Consider the following 20,812-nt stretch of genomic DNA (forward strand, 5'->3'; position numbering starts at 1 on the left):
CATTTGTGATATAAACAACAAATCAAAGGAAAATGTTGCCTATTAAGGAGAATTTTCATGAAAAAAACTGATATCCGTGTTATTCGGACTAAAAAAATGATTATTGAAGCTTTTTTATCGTTAGTAAACGAAAAAGGATATGAGGCTGTTACGATTCAAGACATTGCAGATAAAGCCATGATTAATCGTGCGACATTTTATGCTCATTTCAAGGATAAACCTGACTTGTATGATTACGTCATGGAATATGCGGTCTCGAATTTAAGTGGTATTTTAGATGCTAATAAACTTAACAAATCAAAATTTATCGAATTAAAATCAATTGAAAAATCGCTCACCAGTATTTTTCAGCTCATTAAAGAAGAACAAAACTTTTTCTGTATGTTAACCGAAGGGAGTTCAAGCGAAATTTTTCGTAAAAAATTATCTGATGTCCTTTCGACCATGTACGAAGAAACATTTTCAAAACTAAGAATTACCGAAAACGATATCGAGGTACCCATCAGTTTTATTATTGAATACATGACCAGTATCTTCATTGGTACTGTTCATTGGTGGGTGACCACAGACTCGGACTTTGATGCGAATCATATGGCACGACTTGTCATTAAACTTGTCGGTAACGGTCATTTAACAGTTCTCGGTATTGATATTATTCAATAGCAAAAAAACCAACAACTTTTGTATACACGTTTCTGAGCGTCTCATACAAAAATTGTTGGTTTTAATTTGCTTGTTTTTTTAAGCGCTGTTGACCTTCTAAACATAATTCAATCAATGGACAAGTTGTACATTTTGGTGACCGGGCGACACAATGATAGCGACCAAAAAGAATCATGGTGTGATGCGCTAAGACCCATTCTTCTTTTGGAATTTTCTTCATCAATTCAGTCTCAACTTCTTGCAAAGTTGCTGATTTTTTACAAATTCTAAGGCGTTTACTAATCCGCTCGACATGCGTGTCCACTGCAATTGCTGGTACGTTAAACAAGTCACCTGCAACAACATTTGCCGTTTTTTGACCTACGCCTGGTAATTTCATTAGTTCTTTAATTGTTGTCGGCACTTGTCCTTGATATGTTGTATCAATTTCCTGTGCTGTTTTCTTAATATTTTTGGCTTTAGTTTTATACAAACCAATCGTGCGAATTAAGTCCCGAATATCAGCTTCATCGGCCTGGGCTAAAGCATGCGGAGTTGAGTAAGCCTCAAACAGATTTGGCGTTGCCTTATTAACAGATGCATCTGTTGCTTGAGCACTTAACATCACAGCAACCAAGTATTGAAAAGGTGTTTCTGCTCTTAACTCGCCTTCCGCATCGGGATACATTTCCTTCATTAATTCAAGTGCTTCCAAAGTTTTCTTTTTCGATAACATTGTTAAACTCCTCTCACTGCTTATTCTGAATCAAGCCAATTATAAAGTGGGATATGCGGTAACACTTCTTCAGTCTCCTCGACTTCATTCTTTTTATTTTGACGAACTTTTTGATAGCGTTGCACATCTTGCTTAGACTTCAAGTTTTTTCTTTCCCAATCAAGTAAAATCCGATCGATATAGGTAAAGCTATAAGCCTGATTTAAGACTGCTTCTCTTAAAGCAAGCTGAATTATCTCTGGTGAATATTGATCCTCATTAAGCCATTTTTGTATTTCCTCATACTGAACTGGAGATAAAGCTCGACCAAATTCAGACTCAAATGATTTAAAAAGATCGGCAACTGTTGCTTCACTCTCTTGTGTTTTTTTCTTTTTAGCAACTTGTTCTAGATAAATACTCAACGTCTCATAAATAACATTTAAATTATACCAGTCTTCTGCTTGCCCTTCTTTATTCGTCACCGTTTCAATTTTAATAATTTTCTTCGCAATCAACGACTCAATTAACGGAAAAACTTGCTCAAGAGGGTAAGCTAAATTTTTGGCTAATTTACTCAACTCTGGAAAGGCATTTCCTTTTTGTTGATATTTCAAAAGTTGTAAATACACCAGTAATTCAGCATCCGTCATGCCAATTTTTTTATAGTAATCTAAAACTAAATTCGATAATGATGTTTGCCCTTTGGCAAGATATTGTTGTAAATCCAACATACTTATAAACCTACCTTTCATGAGGTATTACTTCTAAAAAAACGTATAAAATCACATTCAAATGAATCGATTTTATACGTCTTAACAGTCTTATTTTGTTCCGAACAGTCTATCTCCAGCGTCGCCTAGACCTGGTACGATATAGCCATCTTCATTTAATTTTTCATCTAAGCCAGCAACATAGATATCAACATCTGGATGTGCTTCTTGTAAGATTTTAATTCCTTCTGGAGCAGCAACTAAACAAACAAATTTAATGTTTGTTGCGCCACGTTTTTTAAGTAAATCAATGGCCATGATTGCAGAACCACCAGTTGCTAACATTGGATCGACAACTAATAATTGACGTTCCGCAATGTCTGCTGGTAATTTAACAAAATACTCAACTGGTTCTAACGTATCGTGATCACGATATAATCCAACGTGTCCTACTTTAGCAGCTGGAATCAATTCTAAAATTCCATCCACCATTCCTAAACCGGCACGTAAGATTGGAATAATCGCAACTTTTTTCCCAGATAATGTTTTTTGAATCGTAGGTCCCATTGGTGTTTCGATTTCAACATCTTCTAAAGGCATATCTCTTGAAACTTCATATGCCATTAAACTTGCAATCTCATCTACTACTTCTCTAAAAACCTTTGTCCCGCAGTTCTTGTCTCTAATGATTGTTAATTTGTGTTGAATTAACGGATGATCGATGACTTGAAATTTTCCCATGATATGTCTCTCCTTTAATTTTTATTCCAATCTATTGTATCCGAAAAAAGAAGGTTTGACTAGTCAAACCTTAAAGAATTTTATTTATAGAGCGGATATTTTTTAGTTAAGAAGGTTACTTTATCTTTCACTTTTGCTAACTCGTCATCATTCGCACGATTAATCAATGCTTCAGCAATTAATTTAGCAACAAGTTCAGCATCTTCTTCTTTAAACCCACGTGTTGTAATGGCTGGTGTACCGATACGGATACCACTTGTTTTAAATGGACTTAAACTTTCAAATGGAATAGTATTTTTATTTACCGTAATCTTAATAGTATCCAAAACTTTTTCAGCTTCTTTACCCGTCATCTCAAGTCCACTAACATCAATCAATAATAAATGATTGTCTGTGTCTCCACTAATTAAACGTAAACCTGGCGTTTGATTAATGACACGTGCCATAGCTTTAGCATTTTTAATAACTTGTTGTGAGTATAGTTTAAAATCTGCTTGTAACGCTTCATTGAACGCAACAGCTTTACCTGCAATCACATGTTCTAACGGTCCACCTTGAATACCTGGGAAAATATTACTATTGATTTTCTTAGCTAGCGTTTCGTCATTAGTTAAAATTAACCCACCACGAGGGCCACGAAGTGTTTTATGTGTTGTTGATGTGACAATATCTGCATAATCCATTGGGTTTTGATGTAATCCTGTTGCAACAAGACCCGCAATATGTGCCATATCAACCATAAATTTAGCACCAATACTATCAGCGATTTCTTTAAATTTCTTAAAGTCAATCTCACGAGAATAGGCACTAGCACCAGCAATAATTAAAGCAGGTTTATGTTTACGAGCTAGAATACTTACGACGTCATAGTCAATCACTTCAGTAACTGGGTCAACCCCATACGCAATAAAGTTGTATGTTTTACCACTGAAATTGACAGGAGAACCATGCGTTAAGTGACCACCAGCAGTTAAATCCATACCTAGAATGGTATCCCCTGGTTCGACTAAAGATAAATAAGCAGCTGTATTAGCTTGTGAACCTGAATGCGGTTGCACATTTGCATATTTAGCATTGAACAATTTACACGCACGATCAATAGCTAAATTCTCAACAACATCGACAAATTCACAGCCACCATAATAACGACGACTTGGATAACCTTCAGCATACTTGTTCGTCAACACGCTGCCTTGAGCTGCCATTACAGCTTCTGAAACAAAATTCTCAGAGGCAATCAATTCGATATTGTCTTCTTGACGTTTCTTTTCATTTGCAACTGCTTCCCATAACACTGGGTCTAACTTTTTATAATCCATACTCAACACTCCTCACATTATTTTTACCATTGTATCATAAAAAATAACTTAATGAGGGATAGTTTCAAAATATTGTTTGCCTGCTGCTTTTTCTAACCGATTCATATAGGCCAATTCAACATCTTGATTATCATAAGCTTCAACTAAAATTAAATCAACGTCAGCTTCGTCAAGCGCTCTTAGCCCAGCAAAAAGCTGACGCATCGCTTCATCAATTTCGCCTGTTTCCGATAACATAAAACTTGCAGAAAATTGATTTTTAAATTGATTAATCCGGATTTTGTTAGCTAGTAAACCAATTTTTTTATTTTGATATGCCTTAATCGCTTCAGCCCAGTCACCATCACGAACCATTAAAACAGGGGTATCAGGTGAGTAATGCTTATATTTCATACCAGGCGCTTTCGGTGTTTCATTTTCACCAACTAAATGCTGATCAAAGGCAACTGTACCAATCACTGCTTCAAGTTGATTTTTGGTTACTGCCCCTGGTCTTAAAATCAACGGAATACCATCTGGTTCAGATAAATCAATCACAGTTGATTCAATCCCAACTTGACTCATGCCACCATCTAAAATACCACAAATTTTACCTGCTAAATCATGATGCACGTGTTCAGCCATAGTCGGGCTTGGTTTACCTGATGAGTTCGCACTTGGACCAACTAGAACTGTTCCCGATTTTTCAATCAATTCAAGCGTTAATGGGTGATTTGGCATTCTAAAAGCTACCGTATCAAGGCCACCAGTAACAGATTTAGACAATTGACCATTCACTTTAATTTTTAAAATAATAGTTAAAGGACCAGGCCAAAAATAAGTCATTAATTTTAAGGCTTTTTCAGGAATTTCATCAACAAAAGGACGTACACCCTCCACTGAGGCAACATGGACAATTAAAGGATTGTCACTCGGACGACCTTTGGCTAAATAGACTTGCTTAACAGCCTCTTCATTGGTTGCATCTGCCCCCAATCCGTAGACTGTTTCCGTTGGAAAAGCAATCAATTGGCCTCTTTTAAGTTGTTCAGCTGCGAATGCTATTTCATTTTCAGTTAATATTTTTGTTTTCATTATTAAAACTTCTTTCTAAATCACTTTTACAATGCGGTTATTTTGATTTAAGTCTTTAATGACACTGACATTTTTATCTGGAAAGACCTCGTTAAAAATTGCGGAGACAGAGGCTCCTTGTTGGTAACCTATTTCCAGAAAAATTTTACCATTCGGTTTGAGACGGTCTTTTGCTTCAAGTGCGATTCTTTTATAAATGGCTAAACCATTATCTTCAGCAAATAAAGCCGACAATGGTTCGTACTGTTTTACACTCTCATCCATAACATCACGTTCTGATTCTGCGATATATGGTGGATTGGACACAATCACGTCAAATTGCGGCGCCGGATCAAAAGCTTGCAGGACATCGCTGTTTTTGAAGTCGACAGTCGCGTCAAGATTTCGTGCATTTGACGCGGCAACAACTAATGCCTCTTCTGAAATATCTACAGCGTTAACTTGCCAATTCGGACGCGCAAGTTTTAACGAGATGGCGATAATGCCACTACCTGTTCCAATATCAATGACCTTCGACACCTCAGTGCCACAATCTTCCAAACAAGCCATCACTAATTCTTCAGTTTCTGGTCTAGGGATCAAAGTCGCTGGCGTCACACTAAAGCGTTCGCCTAAAAATTCAGTTGAACCAATAATATACTGGGGTGGTTTATTTGCGATAACTTCATTTAAATCTGATTCAAATTGTTGCAAAATTTCTTGAGGCATCACTTCTTTAAAGTGCACCAACAAGTCAGTCTTACTCCAATTTAAACGTTCGAGTAATAAATACTCCGCGATATATTTTTCCTTACCAGACTCCTCTAAAAAAGAAGAAGCCCAATGAAGGACTTCAAAATACGTTTTGGTCTTAACCATTTAATTTATCCAATTGAGCTGTTTGGTCATACATCACCAAAGCATCAACAATTTCATCTAATTTCCCAGCTAAAATTTGATCTAATTTTTGAATTGTTAAACCAATACGGTGATCTGTCACGCGGTTTTGCGGATAATTGTAAGTACGAATTCGTTCCGAGCGATCGCCAGTACCGACAGCTGATTTACGGTTTGCATCATATTCACTTTGATTTTCTTGTAACATTTGGTCAAAGACACGTGCACGTAAAACTTTCATCGCTTTATCACGGTTTTTAAGTTGTGAACGTTCATCTTGCATCGCGACAGCAATTCCAGTTGGCAAGTGAGTCAAACGAACGGCAGATGCTGTTTTATTGACATGTTGTCCACCAGCGCCACTCGCATGATAAATATCAACACGAATATCTTTATCTTCTAATTCTAATTCAACTTCTTCAGCTTCAGGTAAAACAACCACTGTTGCAGTTGACGTATGGACACGGCCTTGCGATTCTGTTGAAGGAACACGTTGCACACGATGAGCGCCACTTTCATATTTTAATTTAGAAAAGACACTGTCGCCTTGGATCATAATCGTTACTTCTTTATAACCACCAATATCAGTAATGTTAGCGTCCATCACTTCAAATTTCCAACCTTGAGCTGTCGCGTAAGCTTGGTACATTTCAAAAAGGTCGCCCGCAAATAATGCTGCTTCATCGCCACCTGCTGCACCACGAATTTCCATAATAATGTTTTTGTCATCATTAGGGTCTTTTGGTAATAATAAAATTTTAATTGTTTCTTCTAGTTCTTCTTTTTCTTTTTTAAAGTCTGATAATTCTTCTTTAGCCATTTCTTGTAATTCATCATCAAGTTTTTCAGATAATAGCTCCTCAGTTTCAGCAATACCTTCGATAACTGCTTTATAACGACGATAAGTTTCAACCGTTTCACGCGTACCTGCTTCTTCTTTTGATAACTCCATGAAACGTTTCGTATCAGAAATTACTTCTGGGTCACTTAATAGTTCCCCTAATTCTTCATAGCGATCTTCAACCGCTTGTAATTGATCATACATCATTTAATAAATCTTCCTTTCACTCTGTTCCCTCTAGTTAGTTTCATCTAATGGTGGATTGAGGTAATGCTTACGACAAACGGGGAAATAAGATTCATTTCCGCCAATTTGAATTTGCTCGCCTGAATAAACAGGTGTACCATCTGAAACTCTTAAATTCATTGTCGCTTTTTTATGACAGAACCAACAAATTGTTTTTAGTTCTTCTAATTTATCTGCATAAAGTAATAAATATTTTGAACCTTCAAAAAGTTCATTTTTAAAATCATTTTTCAAACCAAACGCCATTACGGGAATTGATAACTCGTCAACAACACGCGCGAGTTCAAGTACATGGTGTTTTTCTAAAAATTGAGACTCATCGACTAAAACACAATACGGTTTTTTAGGAATATCTGCAATTATTTTGTAAATATCCGTTTCACTAAAAATTGGTGTCGCTTCACGGCGGAGACCAATCCGACTTGAAACAACCCCAATATCATCGCGAGTATCGATACCGCTTGTTAAGATGACTACTGACTTATTTTGTTCTTCATAGTTATGAGCGACTTTTAAAATTTCAATCGTTTTTCCACTATTCATTGCGCCGTACTTAAAAAATAATTGGGCCATTTCACATTACTCCTCTATATTCTTCTATGATAGTATACTTTAATTATCAAAAAAAATCATCCTGTTACTTCCGTAAATTTCATATTAAGCCTAATTTTTCTAAAATATTCTGTTTTTACTTTACTTTTCAATCCTTCATACGATATTATAGTTTTGCTTATTTTTAATAAGTAAAATAAAACTAAGGTGGAGTCATTATGTCAAAAACACTTGTAATAAAAGCACACCCATTAACAAAAGAACAGTCTAAATCAGTAGCTGTTTTAGATACATTTTTAAATGAATATAAAAGTCTGAATTCAGAAGAAGAGATTCAACTTGTTGATTTATATAGTGATTTTACTCCTGAAATCGATGCAGAGATGATGTCAGGCTGGCAAAAACTTGCATCAGGAACTGAATTATCTGACGTAGAAGCCAAAAAAGTAAATCGATTTTCAGAATTAACAGCACAATTTTTAGCAGCCGATAAAATCATTATTGCCAATCCATTATGGAACTTACAAGTACCAACACGTTTGAAAGCATGGATTGACACAATTAATGTCGCTGGAAAAACATTTGCCTATACAGAAGAAGGACCAAAAGGATTGACTAGTGGTAAAAAACTAATGCACATCCAATCAAATGGAGGCACATACGGCGGACAAGATCCAGCAGCCCAATACATCAAAATGGTCTTCAACTTTATCGGCGTCGAAAACGTTCAACACCTAGCAGTCGAAGGCATCGACTACAACCCAGACCAAAAAGAAACAATCCTAAAAGAAGCACATAGTAAAGCAAAAGAATTAGCAAGAGAATTTTAAAAAAAGGTGATTTTTGGAGCGCTTTGAGGTGAGTCGCAAGACGAGCTTGCGAATAAATTGGTTTTTAATTTAATCGCAAGATTGGCTTGTGACCGAACCTCAGCGCCAAAAATCCCGATAGCCAGGTGATTTTCTGTGCGCTTTGGAGCGACCAATAAGGCGAGCATGGAAAAAAACTGATTTTTAGTTTATTTCCATGATTGACTTATTGCCGAGCTCCAGCACAGAAAATCCCGTCTATCTCAAATGATACAGTAGGCACTTTGAGCTAAGCAGTAAGACAATCCTGATAATTTGACGCTTTTTGTCAAAATATATCGTAAAAAAAGAACAAAATCCAAAAAGATTTTGTTCTTTTATTTTTTATTAATTTATCTTTATTCTTTCTTTTCCATTGTCTCTGATGTCGTTTCAAGTTTAGGCGGTTCCACAACCGCCACAGGTTCCTCTTCATATAATCCAGAGACCTCTTTATACCATTCAAACAAATGGGTAATAATAACTTTCATTGCAGCATATCCAGGAATACCCAAGATCACACCGACAACACCAAACAATTTACCTGCTGTTAATAACACAAAAATAATTGTGATCGGATGCATCTTCATTTGACTACCTAAAACTAACGGCGACACAAAGCGACCTTCAATCGTTTGCTCTAAAATGAAGACTATAATAACAGCAATTAACATTTTAGGACCACTAACCATTGCTAAAATAACCGCTGGAATGGTTGCTAATGCAGAACCAATATAAGGAATCAAGTTTAAGAAACCAGCAAGAATTCCCAAGGTCACACTATAATCCAAACCAATCACAGAGAAACCAATGATAAACATAATTGCTACTGCCACCGCAACGTTCACTTGTCCACGAACGTATGATGATAACTGTTTGTTAATATCTGCTAAAACAGTTACCGTTGGTTTTCTCATTTTGGTCGGTAAAAATTGAGTCATGTATGGTACTAATTCTTTGCCATCTTTTAATAAATAAAAAAGAATAAACGGAACCGTTACGACAGTTAACACAACACTCGCAACTGCACCAACAAAGCTACCAATACCTTTAAATGCATTCTTCGATAAACTTTTAGTCAATGAACTAATTGATGCAAAGAACTCATTCAAGCTTTTCTCTAAAGGCTCACCAATTTTATCAAAAATTGGTAAATTCAAAACATCTGAAATTTTAGCTTCAATAATTCTCCAATAGGTTGGCCAATTATTCAGGAAACTTTTCGTTTGATATTCAATTTTAGGGACAAGAATAACAACGCCCCAAGTCAAGAGTCCAATAATCGCAACAAACAAAATGGTAATACCCCAAACACGTTTAATCCCATATTTCTCCATTAAATTCACAATTGGGTTAAAAATGTAATACATTAATCCAGAAATAATGATTGGTAAACCGACAATTCCAACAAATTGCACAATCGGTTGGAAAAGATAGGATACTTTTGTAAACAGTAACACAATTAAAAGTACCAATAAAAGAATTAATAAAGATGACACCACTTGATTATTAATCATCAAATGGTTTAACCACGCCGCTCGTTTTTTATTTTTTACTTTATTATTCATAATATGCCTCCTTACTGATATTTAATCAGGGTGCCAGCTTTAATTGTGGGCACTTCATAAGGTTCCACATAAAGAGCATTCACTAACCTGTCTTCAGTTGGAATTGGACCAAAGACAACTGAAACGTGTCCCATCTCGTCCAAGAATTTATTCGTCACTTCGCCCACTTTTTTGATAGAATAATTTTGGTCATCAAATGAAATTGTTTGACCTTCTTTTAGATTAAATGAGCGTGCACCAGAAAATTTTTGGATGACACAATGTTTTCCAAGGCCTTCAGTCACTGACTCATCAAATAATATAATTAATGATTCTTCATTGTTTAATGCTTCTGATCCAATTTCTTTTACTACTGATTCAATCATGATAAATCTCCTTTAAAAATTTAGTATATTTCTCATTATAGCACAACTTTACCAAAGTCCTTCATCACAACATATGATAACTAGAATAATTATTTAAATCGCCATGATTATTTTCACAATAATCAATCGCTCCTTTTTATTTTCAAGATGGGATATGCTATACTTCTGATGAAATAACTATTTGAAAGGGTGAACCAATTGTTAGAAAAAATAACTTTAGGTACATATACAAGACGAGAGAGTAAAGGTATTTACGAAATATATTTAAATACTGAAACAAAAGAACTCCAAAATTTATCCTTACGAATCGACGAACAAAATCCGACTTATCTTGATACACTTGATAATCGCTTTTTATATAGTGTGACACAGCAAGGCTCTGAAGGTGGTGTAGCAAGTTACAAAATAAATGAAGATCAATCTTTAACATTTATCAATCGTGTAACGGAAGCGGGTGCTCCTCCTTGTTACGTGGCGGTTGACACAAAACGTCAACTAGTTTTTGCAGCCAACTATCATCAAGGCATTCTTTATGTTTATAAGATTTCCGCAGATGGATCTATCAAACAAACTGATAAAATTCAGCATCAAAATGCTGGGCCACATGAAAATCAAGACGGACCTCACGCTCATTATCTTGATTTAACACCCGATAATCGCGTTGTTGCATGTAATTTAGGAAATGACACTGTCTACACATATGATGTTTCAAATGACGGTCAATTAACCCAAGTTGCCGAATTTAAAACAGCTCCCGGAGCCGGTCCAAGACATATTGCCTTTCACCCTAACCTAACAACAGCCTATCTTTTTGCTGAGTTATCAAGTGAAATTATTGTCTTGAACTACGCAAAGGAAACAGGAACATTTACAGCAATTCAATCAATCAAAACAATTCCTGCAACGCATACTGAATTTAATAGTGGTGCGGCGATTCGCGTGAGTAAAGATGGACGTTTTGTTTATGCTTCAAATCGAGGCCACAATTCCATTATCAGCTATACGGTGTCAGAAGAAGATCAAACATTGACACACCTCCAACAATTATCGGTTGAAGGTGATTTCCCAAGAGATTTCAATTTGAACCTAGAAGAAACTTTTGTTGTTGTTGCAAATCAGAATTCTGACAATCTAACTTTATTCTCAAGAGACACAATATCAGGTTTACTAACATTACAACAAAAAGACATATACGCTCCAGAAGTCGTCTGCGTAAAATTCAATATCAAGTAAAGAGGCGAAAACAATGACTTTTAATCAAGAAATAAAAACCACGTTAACAAACACATTAAACGAAGTAATTGAAAAAGCACATTTAAAAGAGCATGATATTTTTGTTTTGGGTTGTAGCTCAAGTGAAGTCATGGGTGCCACTATAGGTGAAGGAACCAATCAGGAAATGGGCGAGCTAATTGTCGCAACTTGTCTTGACGTTTTAACGCCACTTCAAATTCATCTTGCTGTTCAAGGGTGCGAACACATTAATCGTGCCTTAACGATTGAACGAAAAATAGCTGAGACACTTTCCTTCGAACAAGTCACCGTTAAACCGGTCATCACAGCAGGCGGTGCAGCCGCAACAGCCGCTTATAAATTAATGGAGGATCCTGTTGAATTAGAACATATTGTCGCTAAAGGTGGCTTGGATATCGGAGATACCAGTATTGGCATGCATATCAAGCATGTTCAAATTCCAATCAAACTTTCAAATCGTACACTAGGCAGTGCGCATCTTTCAGCCCTTGGTACACGTCCAAAACTGGTTGGTGGTCCTCGAGCCAACTATCAATTTTAATCAAAAAACCGTTTCTCCTAAAAACAGAAACGGTTTTTTTGATTAATTATGCCAAAATAGGTTCACAGCTTAAAAAATATTTTCCTACCAAATTTGCTTAATCCTTTCAATCAACTCGTCATAAACACTCGCTGTTAAATGACTCCCTTTCACGGCAAAACACGGTCGCAAATACTCCTCACCAAGTGTAGTAAAAGGAACACCTTTAGGTAAAGCTTTTTTTGAAATGATACTCGTACCTAATCCTTCAGCTAAGAGTCTCACAATAACTTCATTATTTTTGATAAGCATGCGTTTAGGGTTCAAATTATGATCTGTTAAAAAATAATCCATATAGTGATAAACGCCTGATGTTTCCTCACGACTTAACCAAACATCTGAATCAATTGGACCTGCAATTACTAATTCATCTTTTAGTAATTCAATCCGCTCTGACGTTCCTGTAACTAATGGTTTTTCAATAAAGCCTAAGTGATAATTGTGTTTTTCAACACCTTCTAAGACTTCTTCCGAATTCAACATTTCAACTTCAAAGCTTAGCATGGGGAATTCAGCAATCATCACATTCAAAATTGTTGGTAGATAATAAACGGCAAAAGTATGAGACGCACCAATGCGACAAGGTAAAATATTACCTGTTTGACCACGCACCAAGTGAAGCGTCTCTTCCCAGTCATCAGCTAAATTTAAGACACGACCGTATAATACTTCGGCAGTTTTTGTTGGTGTCATCTCTTGCTTACCGGTTCGAACAAAAAGCACACAATCCAACTCTTCTTCCAACTGTTTGAGTTGATTAGACACAGCAGGCTGAGAAATATACAGCTTTTCAGCAGCTAAAGAAAAATTACGTAATTCATAACACATCCGAAATGTTTTTAACCATTTAAACATTCTTCATCGCCTCTAACTATAACTTTTTCTTATAGTATATATTCTAACTATTTATTTTTCAAATGTAATCTAATGAGCTATACTTAGTTTATTCTATTTTAGGAAGTGTTAGTGTGAAAATTATCGTTAGAGAAATTTTACCAGGATTAATTTTATCATTCTTGGTAGCAGTTGTTAGCAAAATTATTGCCATTTGGTTACCTTCAATCGGCGCCGCGACTATCGCGATTTTATTAGGTATTCTACTAGGCAACACTTTTTGTCAAAGTTCCATCTTAAATAAAGGAACAAAATTTTCAGAAAGTCATTTATTAGAATGGTCAATCGTTCTTTTAGGATTCACTGTAACTTTTCAAACCATCTCAAAAATGGGAATTAATGGTTTCTTATTCATTGTCTTACAAATGACAACCACAATCATTGGTGTCTATTTTATTGGACAAAAGATGGCCTTTTCTAAAACAACTTCATTATTAATGGCCGGCGGTAATGCCGTCTGTGGCTCTTCTGCGATTGCAGCGATTGCACCTGAGATTCGTGCCAATGATGAAGAAAAAGGGCAAATTATTACCTTAGTCAACTTACTTGGTACCATCCTGATGTTGACACTCCCGTTCCTAGCAACCTTCTTGTATCCCGAACAAGCACTTACACAAAGTGCGATGATTGGTGGAACACTCCAATCCGTTGGACAAGTTGTAGCAAGTGCCAGTATGGTGAGTGGAGAAGTCGTCAAATGGTCAACACTTTTCAAAATTATGCGAATCATGATGATTGTTGTCGTTGTATTTGCTTTTGGAAAATTTGCAGATAAAAAAATCCCTCAATCAGAAGAAACTGTTTTCCATGGTCATGAGACTAAAAAGATAAAATTACCACTTCCATGGTATATTATTGGTTTCTTAATCAGTTGTTTAATCAACAGTTTCATCACTTTGATGCCGCAAATTGCAGAATATGCTCATTTGATTAGTACATGGTTTGAAATCACAGCCCTAGCCGCAATCGGACTAAGACTAAACTTCAAACGCTTCTTCGCCGAAGGTCTCCGCTTCCTAGTCTACGCCATCCTAGTCGGCGTCCTACAAGTGGTATTAGTAGTACTGTGGATATTCGTATTTAAAATCTAGGTGGTGACGCAGGCGCTTTGAGCTGAGCAGTAAGGTGAGCATGATAATTTGGCGGTTTGTGTCAAAATATCAGGATTGGCTTAGTGTCGAATCCCAGCTCACAAAACCCCATCATAATATGAAAAAAGAAGACCTCACAGTCTTCTTTTTTCATATTTATCTCACTTCAGCACCCAAGCAATTCTTAAAATGTCCCAATGCCCATTTATGTCCTACTAGATCAAAACTTTGGACGGCCTTTTCATGAACCACAATTTCATAACCTAAATTATAGGCATCAATTGCTGTATGTAAAACACAAATATCAGTACACACACCAGTTAAATGAATTTTATAAATCTTACGCTCACGCAAACGGACATCTAAATCCGTCCCACTAAATGCAGAATAATGACGTTTATCAATCCAATACACATTGTCACGCGATTGTGACGCCTCATAAACAGTCTTAAGTGAGCCATATAATTCGCGACCCATGCTACCGTTTAAGTTATGTGGTGGAAACAATTTATTCTCCGGATGATATTGATCCGTAGCATCATGACCATCAATTGCAAACACCACAAAATCATCATTTTCAATAAACTCTTTTGTTAATTGAACCAGATCATCTTCGATACTTTGACCCTCAGTCCCTGTTGTTAATTTCCCATCCGTTGCAACAAAATCATATGTATAGTCAATTGAAATTAGGGCTTCCACAGCAATGTCCTCCTATAATTTTTCTAAAAGTTTAATCACAAGATTGGCCGATTGTTTACCTGCTGCTTCGATAAATTCGTCAAAGTTAACACTGGCTTCCTCATCACCTACATCACTAATCGCACGGATCACTAAGAACGGACGTTCAAAACGATAAGCAACGTGCGCTATCGCAGCCCCTTCCATCTCGTTAGCAAGCACATCCTTAAAATGCCCCTTTATTTCAGCAATCTGTTCTTGACTATGGACAAAAGTATCACCTGATACGATTAGACCACGATGGCTAGTCATGCCAGCTTCACGCGCGACACTTGCTGTTAATTGCGCTAATGTTTCGTCAGCTTCATAATAAAGCGGCATTTGTGCCATTTGACCGTATGCATAACCAAAGGCTGTCACATCTGCATCTGAATATGCTAAGCGGTCTGAAATCACTAAGTCGCCAATTTTTAACCCTTCACCAATACCACCAGCAGAACCTGTATTAATCACAATATCAACATCATAATGGCTGATTAATAAAGTTGTTGTCACAGCAGCCAAAACTTTTCCAATCCCAGACTGAGTGACAACTACTTCACGATTCCCAATCTTACCACTATAAAAACTAGCTCCTGCTTCTTGCCATTCTTTTAAATCAGTAATCTTCTCTTTTAATAAGACTACTTCTTGCGCCATTGCGCCAATAATTCCAACTTTCATCTACATTCCCCTTTTATAAATTCAAGACAGCATACGCCATAATTGCAAGTAAAATTGCAACGACAATAATCGCTGTGTTTAACCATTTATTTCTTTTTTTAGTTTTTTGAAATTCTTTCACACGACTTCGCGTTAAAATTTGATCTTGTGAAGTAGTGTCGTGTTCCTCTTTTTTAACTTTTTCTTTTCTAATCATTATTTTTGTCCCTCTATTCTCTGCTGCCAGTATAGCATTGCATAAATTGTTTTTGCATCACAAATTTCACCTGTCGCCATTTTTTCTTCTGCTTCAGAAAAACTAAGTTCCACAATTTCTAAAAACTCATCATCATCTTGTGGTAAGGGATTATCAACTTGGTGAAAATCTTTTGCTTCATACAAATATAATTTTTCATTTGAAATACCAGGAGACGTAATAAAAGAAGTGATCAAATTCATCTCTTGACTTTGGTAGCCAGTTTCTTCTTCAAATTCTCGTTCGGCTACTTTTTGATAATCCTCTTCACCCTCTTCAATCTTACCAGCCGGAATCTCTAAAATCGATTTTTCAAGTGCTTTTCTAAATTGACGCACCAAAACAATTTTTTCTTCTTTTGTAACAGCAAAGATACCAACTGCTCCGCGATGAAAAACTAATTCACGAAACGCTTCTCGACCATCTGGCAATTCAACTTTATCGCGGACTAAATGAACAACCGCTCCATCATATATTACGTCACGTGAAATTGTTTTTTCTTCAAATTTTTCTGTCATTTTTATGCTCCTTTTGCGACCCATATGTTAAGATAATAATACAGTGAATAGTTTAGCTTTTCAATAATATTAACGACTTATAAAGAAATCAACCTTTCGACTGATATCGTACTCAGCGAATTATGGTAATATTATTTCGTAGAGTTAATTCAAACATTCATGATATAGGAGTGAAACTATGACAAATAATAAAAAAATAAAATTAAAACGAGTTTCAAAATGGATCATTGCCATCTGTACGATTCTTTTAGGTTTGATTTTCGTTTCAGCTGATGATTTTTTCGTTGGTATCGCTGGTATTGCCCTTGGCATTGCAATCGTGACAGGTGTTTTTGTACTTCTCTCACGATCTGATCAAAGAGAGATTGCTGATTCAGGTTTGCCACAGCTGACAGCTGAAAAAGAAGATCACTACTATCAACTTGGCATGGATAAAGAAGAAGTTGTTTTCTTCCGTAAAACAATGGCTGATGCCAAAAACCAAATTGTTAAACTTGAACATAATATGAAAGCTACTTCAAAACTTAAATCAATTGATTTAAGACTACAAACAGTCACTGCTGCTAAAGCAATGTTTAAAGAATTAGTTCAAGATCCAAAAAAATTACATTTAGCTGACCAATTTCTTTATAGTCATCTGCCAAATATCACTGATTTAAGTACTAAATACTTAGAAATTAATCAACATGATATTAAATCAAAACAGACTTACCAAGCTTTAGAACAATGTGCTTTAGCAATTGAACAAGTTTCTAATCTCCTTGTTAATGATTACAACAAATTTGTTCAAGAAGACCTAGAAGACTTAGAAGTTGAAATTTCACTTGCTGAACAAAATGCACGTTTACAAAAATCAAGTCAACCTAAAGGAGAAGAGTAAATGAACGATGAATTAAATCCATTAGATAGCAATCCAAAACCTATTGAACCCATCGCTGAGAACAGTACTTTAGATGATCTATTAAGCAATCCGTTCGACATGCCTGACTTACCAAACGCAACTGTGGTCAATGATATATCAGCAACTCCGGCGGCTGATATGCCTAAAATGCTTGATAAATTACCAGAAGAACGGCAACAACAGGCCCACGCTTTAGCTGATAAAATTGATGTCAATGATAGTCAATCTGTTTTAAGCTATGGTGCCAATGCCCAACAAAAATTAAGTGAATTTTCTCATTCAATGTTAAACCAAGTACAAGCGCAAGATGTTGGTCCGATGGGAGATGCCTTAACAAACTTAATGTATCGCTTGAACGAAGCAAATCCTAGTGAACTAGCGGCCCAAGAATCAAATATCTTTAAACGCATGTTTGGTAAAGTAAAACAATCAATCTATGAAATTACAGCTAAGTACCAAAAAATTGGTGCTGAAATTGATAAAATTGCCGTCCGTCTAGATAAAGAAAAAGATGGTTTGCTAAAAGATAACGTCATGTTAGAAGAACTCTACCATCAAAATAAAGACTACTTTGATGCATTAAATGTCTATATTGCAGCTGGTGAAATTAAAATTGAAGAATTACAAACACAAACGATTCCTGAAGCGATTAAAAAAGCTCAAGAATCGGGCGACCAAATGGACGCTCAAACTGTAAATGATTTAAATCAATTTGTCGATCGTCTTGAAAAACGAACACATGATTTAAAATTAGCACGTCAAATCACCATTCAACAAGCGCCACAAATTCGTTTGATTCAAAATACAAACCAAGCCTTGGCTGAAAAAATTCAAACATCAATCAATACTGCCATTCCATTATGGAAAAACCAAGTAGCGATTGCATTAACATTATTACGTCAAAAAGACGCTGTAACGGCGCAACGTCAAGTTTCTGAAACAACGAATGATCTACTTGCGAAAAACTCTGAAATGCTGAAAATTTCAGCGATTGAAACCGCCCGTGAGAATGAACGTGGTGTTGTCGATGTTGAAACACTTCAAAAAACACAAAATGATTTAATCGAAACCATTCAAGAAACACTACAAATTCAAAAAGAAGGTAAAGAAAAACGCCGCAATGCTGAATTAGAGTTGGTGTCAATGGAAGACGAATTAAAACAAAAACTTTTAGAATTAACCCAACAATAAACACTTTGAGGATGACTCGCCAACAAACGCGTGTCATCCTCTTATTTTTTATCTTGTTCCCACAAAGGTAACTTAATTAATTCAAAAGTTTTAGGTGCTAAATTGGTAACGGTAATGCCCAACAAACGAATCCCCTTATCTTTCAGTTCTTCGAAGCTAAACCATAATTCGTGTGCATGAAAAAGTAAGTCCTCACTCGCATCAACATAGTCAGGCAAAGTAATCCGTTTGGTGAAGGTTTCATAATCTTTATCACGAACTTTTAAAACGACAGTCATACCATGTAATTGATTTTTATTTAACGAACGTGAGACACTTTGGGCGAGGCTTCTCAGCTCAACTTTTACTTCCTCTGTCGAATAAAGAGGTTTGCCGTAAGTATTCTCTCTCCCTACTGATTTCGGTTCACGCTCAACTTTTACAGGTGCATTATGAATGCCTCTGACTTTACGATATAAAGAATAACCCATTTTGCCAAATTCACGGATTAGTTCCATCTCATTTTTTTCAGCCAAATCTTTACCCGTATAGATTCCTAGTTCATGCATGCGTGGTACAGTTTTTTTACCAACACCATGAAATTTCTCAATTGGAAGATCCTCTAAAAAACCAGGTGCTTCACCAGGTAGGATTGTCGTTAAGCCACTTGGTTTTTGATAATCTGAGGCTAACTTAGCTAAAAATTTATTATAACTAACCCCTGCTGAACAAGTTAAATGCAACTCCTGCCAAATATCAAGTTGAATCATGCGGGCAACACGAATCGCACTTTTGGCACCAATTTTATTTTCAGTAACATCTAGATAGGCTTCATCTAAAGCAAGTGGTTCAATGATATCCGTATAACGATGGAATATCGCATGAATTTGTTTTGAGATGTCAGCATAGTGTTCTCTTCTACCTGAGACAAAATTAGCATTGGGACACCTTTCATAAGCTTCACGCGCACTCATTGCCGAATGAATACCAAATTTACGGGCTTCATAATTGGCAGTTGTTACCACGCCACGTCCACCCGTATCATGTGGATGTTTTGCAATAACTAATGGATGACCTTTAAGTTCAGGATGATCACGTTCTTCAACAGATGCATAAAAAGCATCCATATCAATATGAATGATTTTTCTCGAGGTATCGTTTTTTAGAGGAAATACCAAATCTTGTGTCATACGAACTATCCTTTCTATACGAACATCTGTACCCCTACTATATCAAAAAAGACAAAAAAAAACCACCAAAGCCGTCGCTCTAGTGGAAATGAAGGTTGTTTCTACTTTCTCTCGATAGGAGTTAAGTATAAAAAACCAATTCGGGATAATTGGTATGCCCGTATTATACAGTAGGATTCTTAAATTCATTGGGTTTTATCGTATCAAAACGATAAAAAAAGAATGAGAATCATCTCATTCTTAAAAGTTTGTCCATTCGCCATCTTCTTCAACAACAGCTTCTGCTTCTTCATCTTTTAAATAACGACCTTTAGATAAATCTTCATAGAAAGCAGCTTTTGTTGCAGCTTGATATGGAATTAGATAAATATAAAGTAAACCTAATGTAAATGGTGCTAAAATATGCCAACCAATAAAAGTTAGGTCCAGCCAAAATAGACGACCTTTATGTCCATTCATCAGTTCACGACTTTCAGTAATGAAAGATGTCACACCCATACTTTTTGTATCTTCATGTGTCGATAAATCTTTATAAATAAAGTTCGATTGTGAATATGAATAAGTCTTCACTATTCCGGGAATAAGAAATAGCATTGACCATAATCCAATGAAGATATTCATTACTAAGTTAATTAAGAAAACAGGTACGAAATCATTTCCATTAAATAAACGGAATGCATCTTTGACTTCTAATGGTCCTTTGTCTTCACGACGAATCACATCTAAGAATGTAAATGAAATCCCAATCGTAATAATTGACCAAACCACACTAATGATTGGCGACACAATGTAGCTAAAAGTTGGGCTAAATCCATCATACCCAGCAGCATAAGCATCATCAAAATATTCACCGCCACCATTTTCATACATAAAATATCCAAAAGCTCCTAAAACTATAAACATTAAGATTACACCTAATGTTGCTAAAACGGATATTAAGACAGGAACTAAACTCAATTTGATGGCTTCGCCCCATCGACCTGCTAACGAATCTTTAGCAGTTCTTTTTAGTTCGCTTGACGTTTTATACATAAAGCACTCCTCCTTTTTTAGTTATTTTAGCACTATTATAAGC

24 protein-coding genes are annotated in these 20,812 nt (G+C 36.0%); 7 read left to right on the forward strand and 17 right to left on the reverse strand.

Annotated elements, in window-relative coordinates:
- The first annotated feature begins 51 nt into the window (after positions 1–51).
- The gene (locus ESZ54_RS08685; RefSeq protein WP_204249537.1) at positions 52–663 is read left to right on the forward strand and encodes a TetR/AcrR family transcriptional regulator; all 612 of its coding nucleotides are present in this window, start codon (positions 52–54) and stop codon (positions 661–663) included.
- 61 nt (positions 664–724) lie between these two features.
- Here the strand turns inward: ESZ54_RS08685 and nth are convergent, their stop codons facing one another.
- The 8 genes from nth to ESZ54_RS08725 form a co-directional block, all read right to left on the reverse strand.
- On the reverse strand, positions 725–1,378 hold the full coding sequence (nth, locus tag ESZ54_RS08690; protein ID WP_136137286.1) for an endonuclease III: 654 nt from the start codon (positions 1,376–1,378) through the stop codon (positions 725–727).
- 20 nt (positions 1,379–1,398) lie between these two features.
- Positions 1,399–2,091 carry a DnaD domain-containing protein gene (locus ESZ54_RS08695; RefSeq protein ID WP_204249529.1) on the reverse strand — a complete coding sequence of 231 codons (693 nt, stop codon included), beginning with the start codon at positions 2,089–2,091 and terminating at the stop codon, positions 1,399–1,401.
- A 90-nt stretch (positions 2,092–2,181) separates the two neighbouring features.
- Positions 2,182–2,811 (reverse strand): uracil phosphoribosyltransferase, encoded by a 630-nt coding sequence (upp, locus tag ESZ54_RS08700; RefSeq protein ID WP_136137288.1) that lies wholly within the window; start codon positions 2,809–2,811, stop codon positions 2,182–2,184.
- 80 nt (positions 2,812–2,891) lie between these two features.
- Positions 2,892–4,130, reverse strand: a complete 1,239-nt coding sequence (glyA, locus tag ESZ54_RS08705; protein ID WP_136137289.1) for a serine hydroxymethyltransferase — start codon at positions 4,128–4,130, stop codon at positions 2,892–2,894.
- A 48-nt stretch (positions 4,131–4,178) separates the two neighbouring features.
- Complete coding sequence (locus tag ESZ54_RS08710) at positions 4,179–5,204, reverse strand: L-threonylcarbamoyladenylate synthase (protein ID WP_204249530.1); 1,026 nt, start codon at positions 5,202–5,204, stop codon at positions 4,179–4,181.
- Positions 5,205–5,219: 15 nt separating this feature from the next.
- Positions 5,220–6,062: a peptide chain release factor N(5)-glutamine methyltransferase gene (gene prmC / locus ESZ54_RS08715; RefSeq protein ID WP_136137291.1), complete on the reverse strand. Its 843-nt coding sequence runs from the start codon at positions 6,060–6,062 to the stop codon at positions 5,220–5,222.
- Positions 6,055–7,125, reverse strand: a complete 1,071-nt coding sequence (gene prfA / locus ESZ54_RS08720; RefSeq protein ID WP_136137384.1) for a peptide chain release factor 1 — start codon at positions 7,123–7,125, stop codon at positions 6,055–6,057. Before prfA ends, prmC begins: the two co-directional genes overlap by 8 nt.
- A 33-nt stretch (positions 7,126–7,158) precedes the next feature.
- Entirely contained in the window at positions 7,159–7,740 is a 582-nt protein-coding gene (locus tag ESZ54_RS08725; RefSeq protein ID WP_136137292.1) for a thymidine kinase, read from the reverse strand.
- 197 nt (positions 7,741–7,937) lie between these two features.
- Between ESZ54_RS08725 and ESZ54_RS08730 the strand changes: the two genes are divergently transcribed.
- A complete protein-coding gene (locus ESZ54_RS08730; RefSeq protein WP_136137293.1) occupies positions 7,938–8,549 on the forward strand; it encodes an FMN-dependent NADH-azoreductase in 612 nt (203 codons plus the stop codon).
- Positions 8,550–8,926: 377 nt separating this feature from the next.
- Here ESZ54_RS08730 and ESZ54_RS08735 read toward each other — a convergent pair whose 3' ends face one another.
- Positions 8,927–10,135, reverse strand: a complete 1,209-nt coding sequence (locus ESZ54_RS08735; protein ID WP_136137294.1) for an AI-2E family transporter — start codon at positions 10,133–10,135, stop codon at positions 8,927–8,929.
- A gap of 11 nt (positions 10,136–10,146) precedes the next feature.
- Positions 10,147–10,500 (reverse strand): PTS glucitol/sorbitol transporter subunit IIA, encoded by a 354-nt coding sequence (locus tag ESZ54_RS08740; RefSeq protein WP_136137295.1) that lies wholly within the window; start codon positions 10,498–10,500, stop codon positions 10,147–10,149.
- A 198-nt stretch (positions 10,501–10,698) separates the two neighbouring features.
- On the opposite strand from ESZ54_RS08740, the gene ESZ54_RS08745 reads away from it, so the two are divergent.
- Positions 10,699–11,733: a lactonase family protein gene (locus ESZ54_RS08745; RefSeq protein WP_136137385.1), complete on the forward strand. Its 1,035-nt coding sequence runs from the start codon at positions 10,699–10,701 to the stop codon at positions 11,731–11,733.
- 13 nt (positions 11,734–11,746) lie between these two features.
- Positions 11,747–12,295 (forward strand): TIGR01440 family protein, encoded by a 549-nt coding sequence (locus tag ESZ54_RS08750; protein WP_136137296.1) that lies wholly within the window; start codon positions 11,747–11,749, stop codon positions 12,293–12,295.
- Positions 12,296–12,379: 84 nt separating this feature from the next.
- Here the strand turns inward: ESZ54_RS08750 and ESZ54_RS08755 are convergent, their stop codons facing one another.
- The gene (locus ESZ54_RS08755; RefSeq protein ID WP_136137297.1) at positions 12,380–13,189 is read right to left on the reverse strand and encodes a LysR family transcriptional regulator; all 810 of its coding nucleotides are present in this window, start codon (positions 13,187–13,189) and stop codon (positions 12,380–12,382) included.
- 113 nt (positions 13,190–13,302) lie between these two features.
- Here ESZ54_RS08755 and ESZ54_RS08760 point away from each other — a divergent pair, with 113 nt between their 5' ends.
- A complete protein-coding gene (locus ESZ54_RS08760; RefSeq protein ID WP_239433787.1) occupies positions 13,303–14,319 on the forward strand; it encodes a YeiH family protein in 1,017 nt (338 codons plus the stop codon).
- Between the two features lie 156 nt (positions 14,320–14,475).
- Here ESZ54_RS08760 and ESZ54_RS08765 read toward each other — a convergent pair whose 3' ends face one another.
- Genes ESZ54_RS08765 through ESZ54_RS08780 form a run of 4 tightly spaced genes read right to left on the reverse strand, consistent with a single transcriptional unit; the run spans position 14,476 to position 16,476 of the window.
- Positions 14,476–15,021 (reverse strand): cysteine hydrolase family protein, encoded by a 546-nt coding sequence (locus ESZ54_RS08765; protein WP_136137299.1) that lies wholly within the window; start codon positions 15,019–15,021, stop codon positions 14,476–14,478.
- Positions 15,022–15,033: 12 nt separating this feature from the next.
- Complete coding sequence (locus tag ESZ54_RS08770; RefSeq protein ID WP_136137300.1) at positions 15,034–15,723, reverse strand: 5'-methylthioadenosine/adenosylhomocysteine nucleosidase; 690 nt, start codon at positions 15,721–15,723, stop codon at positions 15,034–15,036.
- A 13-nt stretch (positions 15,724–15,736) separates the two neighbouring features.
- A complete protein-coding gene (locus tag ESZ54_RS08775; RefSeq protein WP_136137301.1) occupies positions 15,737–15,919 on the reverse strand; it encodes a hypothetical protein in 183 nt (60 codons plus the stop codon).
- The gene (locus ESZ54_RS08780) at positions 15,919–16,476 is read right to left on the reverse strand and encodes an NUDIX hydrolase (RefSeq protein ID WP_136137302.1); all 558 of its coding nucleotides are present in this window, start codon (positions 16,474–16,476) and stop codon (positions 15,919–15,921) included. Before ESZ54_RS08780 ends, ESZ54_RS08775 begins: the two co-directional genes overlap by 1 nt.
- 178 nt (positions 16,477–16,654) lie before the next feature.
- Here ESZ54_RS08780 and ESZ54_RS08785 point away from each other — a divergent pair, with 178 nt between their 5' ends.
- The gene (locus ESZ54_RS08785; RefSeq protein ID WP_136137303.1) at positions 16,655–17,356 is read left to right on the forward strand and encodes a 5-bromo-4-chloroindolyl phosphate hydrolysis family protein; all 702 of its coding nucleotides are present in this window, start codon (positions 16,655–16,657) and stop codon (positions 17,354–17,356) included.
- Positions 17,357–18,568: a toxic anion resistance protein gene (locus ESZ54_RS08790; RefSeq protein ID WP_136137304.1), complete on the forward strand. Its 1,212-nt coding sequence runs from the start codon at positions 17,357–17,359 to the stop codon at positions 18,566–18,568.
- Positions 18,569–18,609: 41 nt separating this feature from the next.
- Here the strand turns inward: ESZ54_RS08790 and dinB are convergent, their stop codons facing one another.
- Both dinB and ESZ54_RS08800 read right to left on the reverse strand, forming a co-directional pair.
- Complete coding sequence (dinB, locus tag ESZ54_RS08795) at positions 18,610–19,737, reverse strand: DNA polymerase IV (protein WP_136137305.1); 1,128 nt, start codon at positions 19,735–19,737, stop codon at positions 18,610–18,612.
- Between the two features lie 240 nt (positions 19,738–19,977).
- Positions 19,978–20,769 (reverse strand): DUF975 family protein, encoded by a 792-nt coding sequence (locus ESZ54_RS08800; RefSeq protein WP_136137306.1) that lies wholly within the window; start codon positions 20,767–20,769, stop codon positions 19,978–19,980.
- Positions 20,770–20,812 lie beyond the last annotated feature (43 nt).

It is taken from the genome of Vagococcus silagei, assembly GCF_004795745.1.
Taxonomy (GTDB): Bacteria; Bacillota; Bacilli; order Lactobacillales; family Vagococcaceae; genus Vagococcus; species Vagococcus silagei.

Excerpts from the sequence above, each read along its gene's own strand:
- ESZ54_RS08775 (WP_136137301.1), bottom strand. The coding sequence starts at position 15,919 with ATGATTAGAAAAGAAAAAGTTAAAAAAGAGGAACACGACACTACTTCA.
- nth (WP_136137286.1), bottom strand. The coding sequence starts at position 1,378 with ATGTTATCGAAAAAGAAAACTTTGGAAGCACTTGAATTAATGAAGGAA.
- ESZ54_RS08770 (WP_136137300.1), bottom strand. The coding sequence starts at position 15,723 with ATGAAAGTTGGAATTATTGGCGCAATGGCGCAAGAAGTAGTCTTATTA.
- dinB (WP_136137305.1), bottom strand. The coding sequence starts at position 19,737 with ATGACACAAGATTTGGTATTTCCTCTAAAAAACGATACCTCGAGAAAA.
- ESZ54_RS08755 (WP_136137297.1), bottom strand. The coding sequence starts at position 13,189 with ATGTTTAAATGGTTAAAAACATTTCGGATGTGTTATGAATTACGTAAT.
- ESZ54_RS08740 (WP_136137295.1), bottom strand. The coding sequence starts at position 10,500 with ATGATTGAATCAGTAGTAAAAGAAATTGGATCAGAAGCATTAAACAAT.
- upp (WP_136137288.1), bottom strand. The coding sequence starts at position 2,811 with ATGGGAAAATTTCAAGTCATCGATCATCCGTTAATTCAACACAAATTA.
- ESZ54_RS08695 (WP_204249529.1), bottom strand. The coding sequence starts at position 2,091 with ATGTTGGATTTACAACAATATCTTGCCAAAGGGCAAACATCATTATCG.
- ESZ54_RS08730 (WP_136137293.1), top strand. The coding sequence starts at position 7,938 with ATGTCAAAAACACTTGTAATAAAAGCACACCCATTAACAAAAGAACAG.
- ESZ54_RS08780 (WP_136137302.1), bottom strand. The coding sequence starts at position 16,476 with ATGACAGAAAAATTTGAAGAAAAAACAATTTCACGTGACGTAATATAT.
- prmC (WP_136137291.1), bottom strand. The coding sequence starts at position 6,062 with ATGGTTAAGACCAAAACGTATTTTGAAGTCCTTCATTGGGCTTCTTCT.
- prfA (WP_136137384.1), bottom strand. The coding sequence starts at position 7,125 with ATGTATGATCAATTACAAGCGGTTGAAGATCGCTATGAAGAATTAGGG.
- ESZ54_RS08750 (WP_136137296.1), top strand. The coding sequence starts at position 11,747 with ATGACTTTTAATCAAGAAATAAAAACCACGTTAACAAACACATTAAAC.
- ESZ54_RS08790 (WP_136137304.1), top strand. The coding sequence starts at position 17,357 with ATGAACGATGAATTAAATCCATTAGATAGCAATCCAAAACCTATTGAA.
- ESZ54_RS08710 (WP_204249530.1), bottom strand. The coding sequence starts at position 5,204 with ATGAAAACAAAAATATTAACTGAAAATGAAATAGCATTCGCAGCTGAA.
- ESZ54_RS08800 (WP_136137306.1), bottom strand. The coding sequence starts at position 20,769 with ATGTATAAAACGTCAAGCGAACTAAAAAGAACTGCTAAAGATTCGTTA.
- ESZ54_RS08735 (WP_136137294.1), bottom strand. The coding sequence starts at position 10,135 with ATGAATAATAAAGTAAAAAATAAAAAACGAGCGGCGTGGTTAAACCAT.
- ESZ54_RS08785 (WP_136137303.1), top strand. The coding sequence starts at position 16,655 with ATGACAAATAATAAAAAAATAAAATTAAAACGAGTTTCAAAATGGATC.
- ESZ54_RS08725 (WP_136137292.1), bottom strand. The coding sequence starts at position 7,740 with ATGGCCCAATTATTTTTTAAGTACGGCGCAATGAATAGTGGAAAAACG.
- glyA (WP_136137289.1), bottom strand. The coding sequence starts at position 4,130 with ATGGATTATAAAAAGTTAGACCCAGTGTTATGGGAAGCAGTTGCAAAT.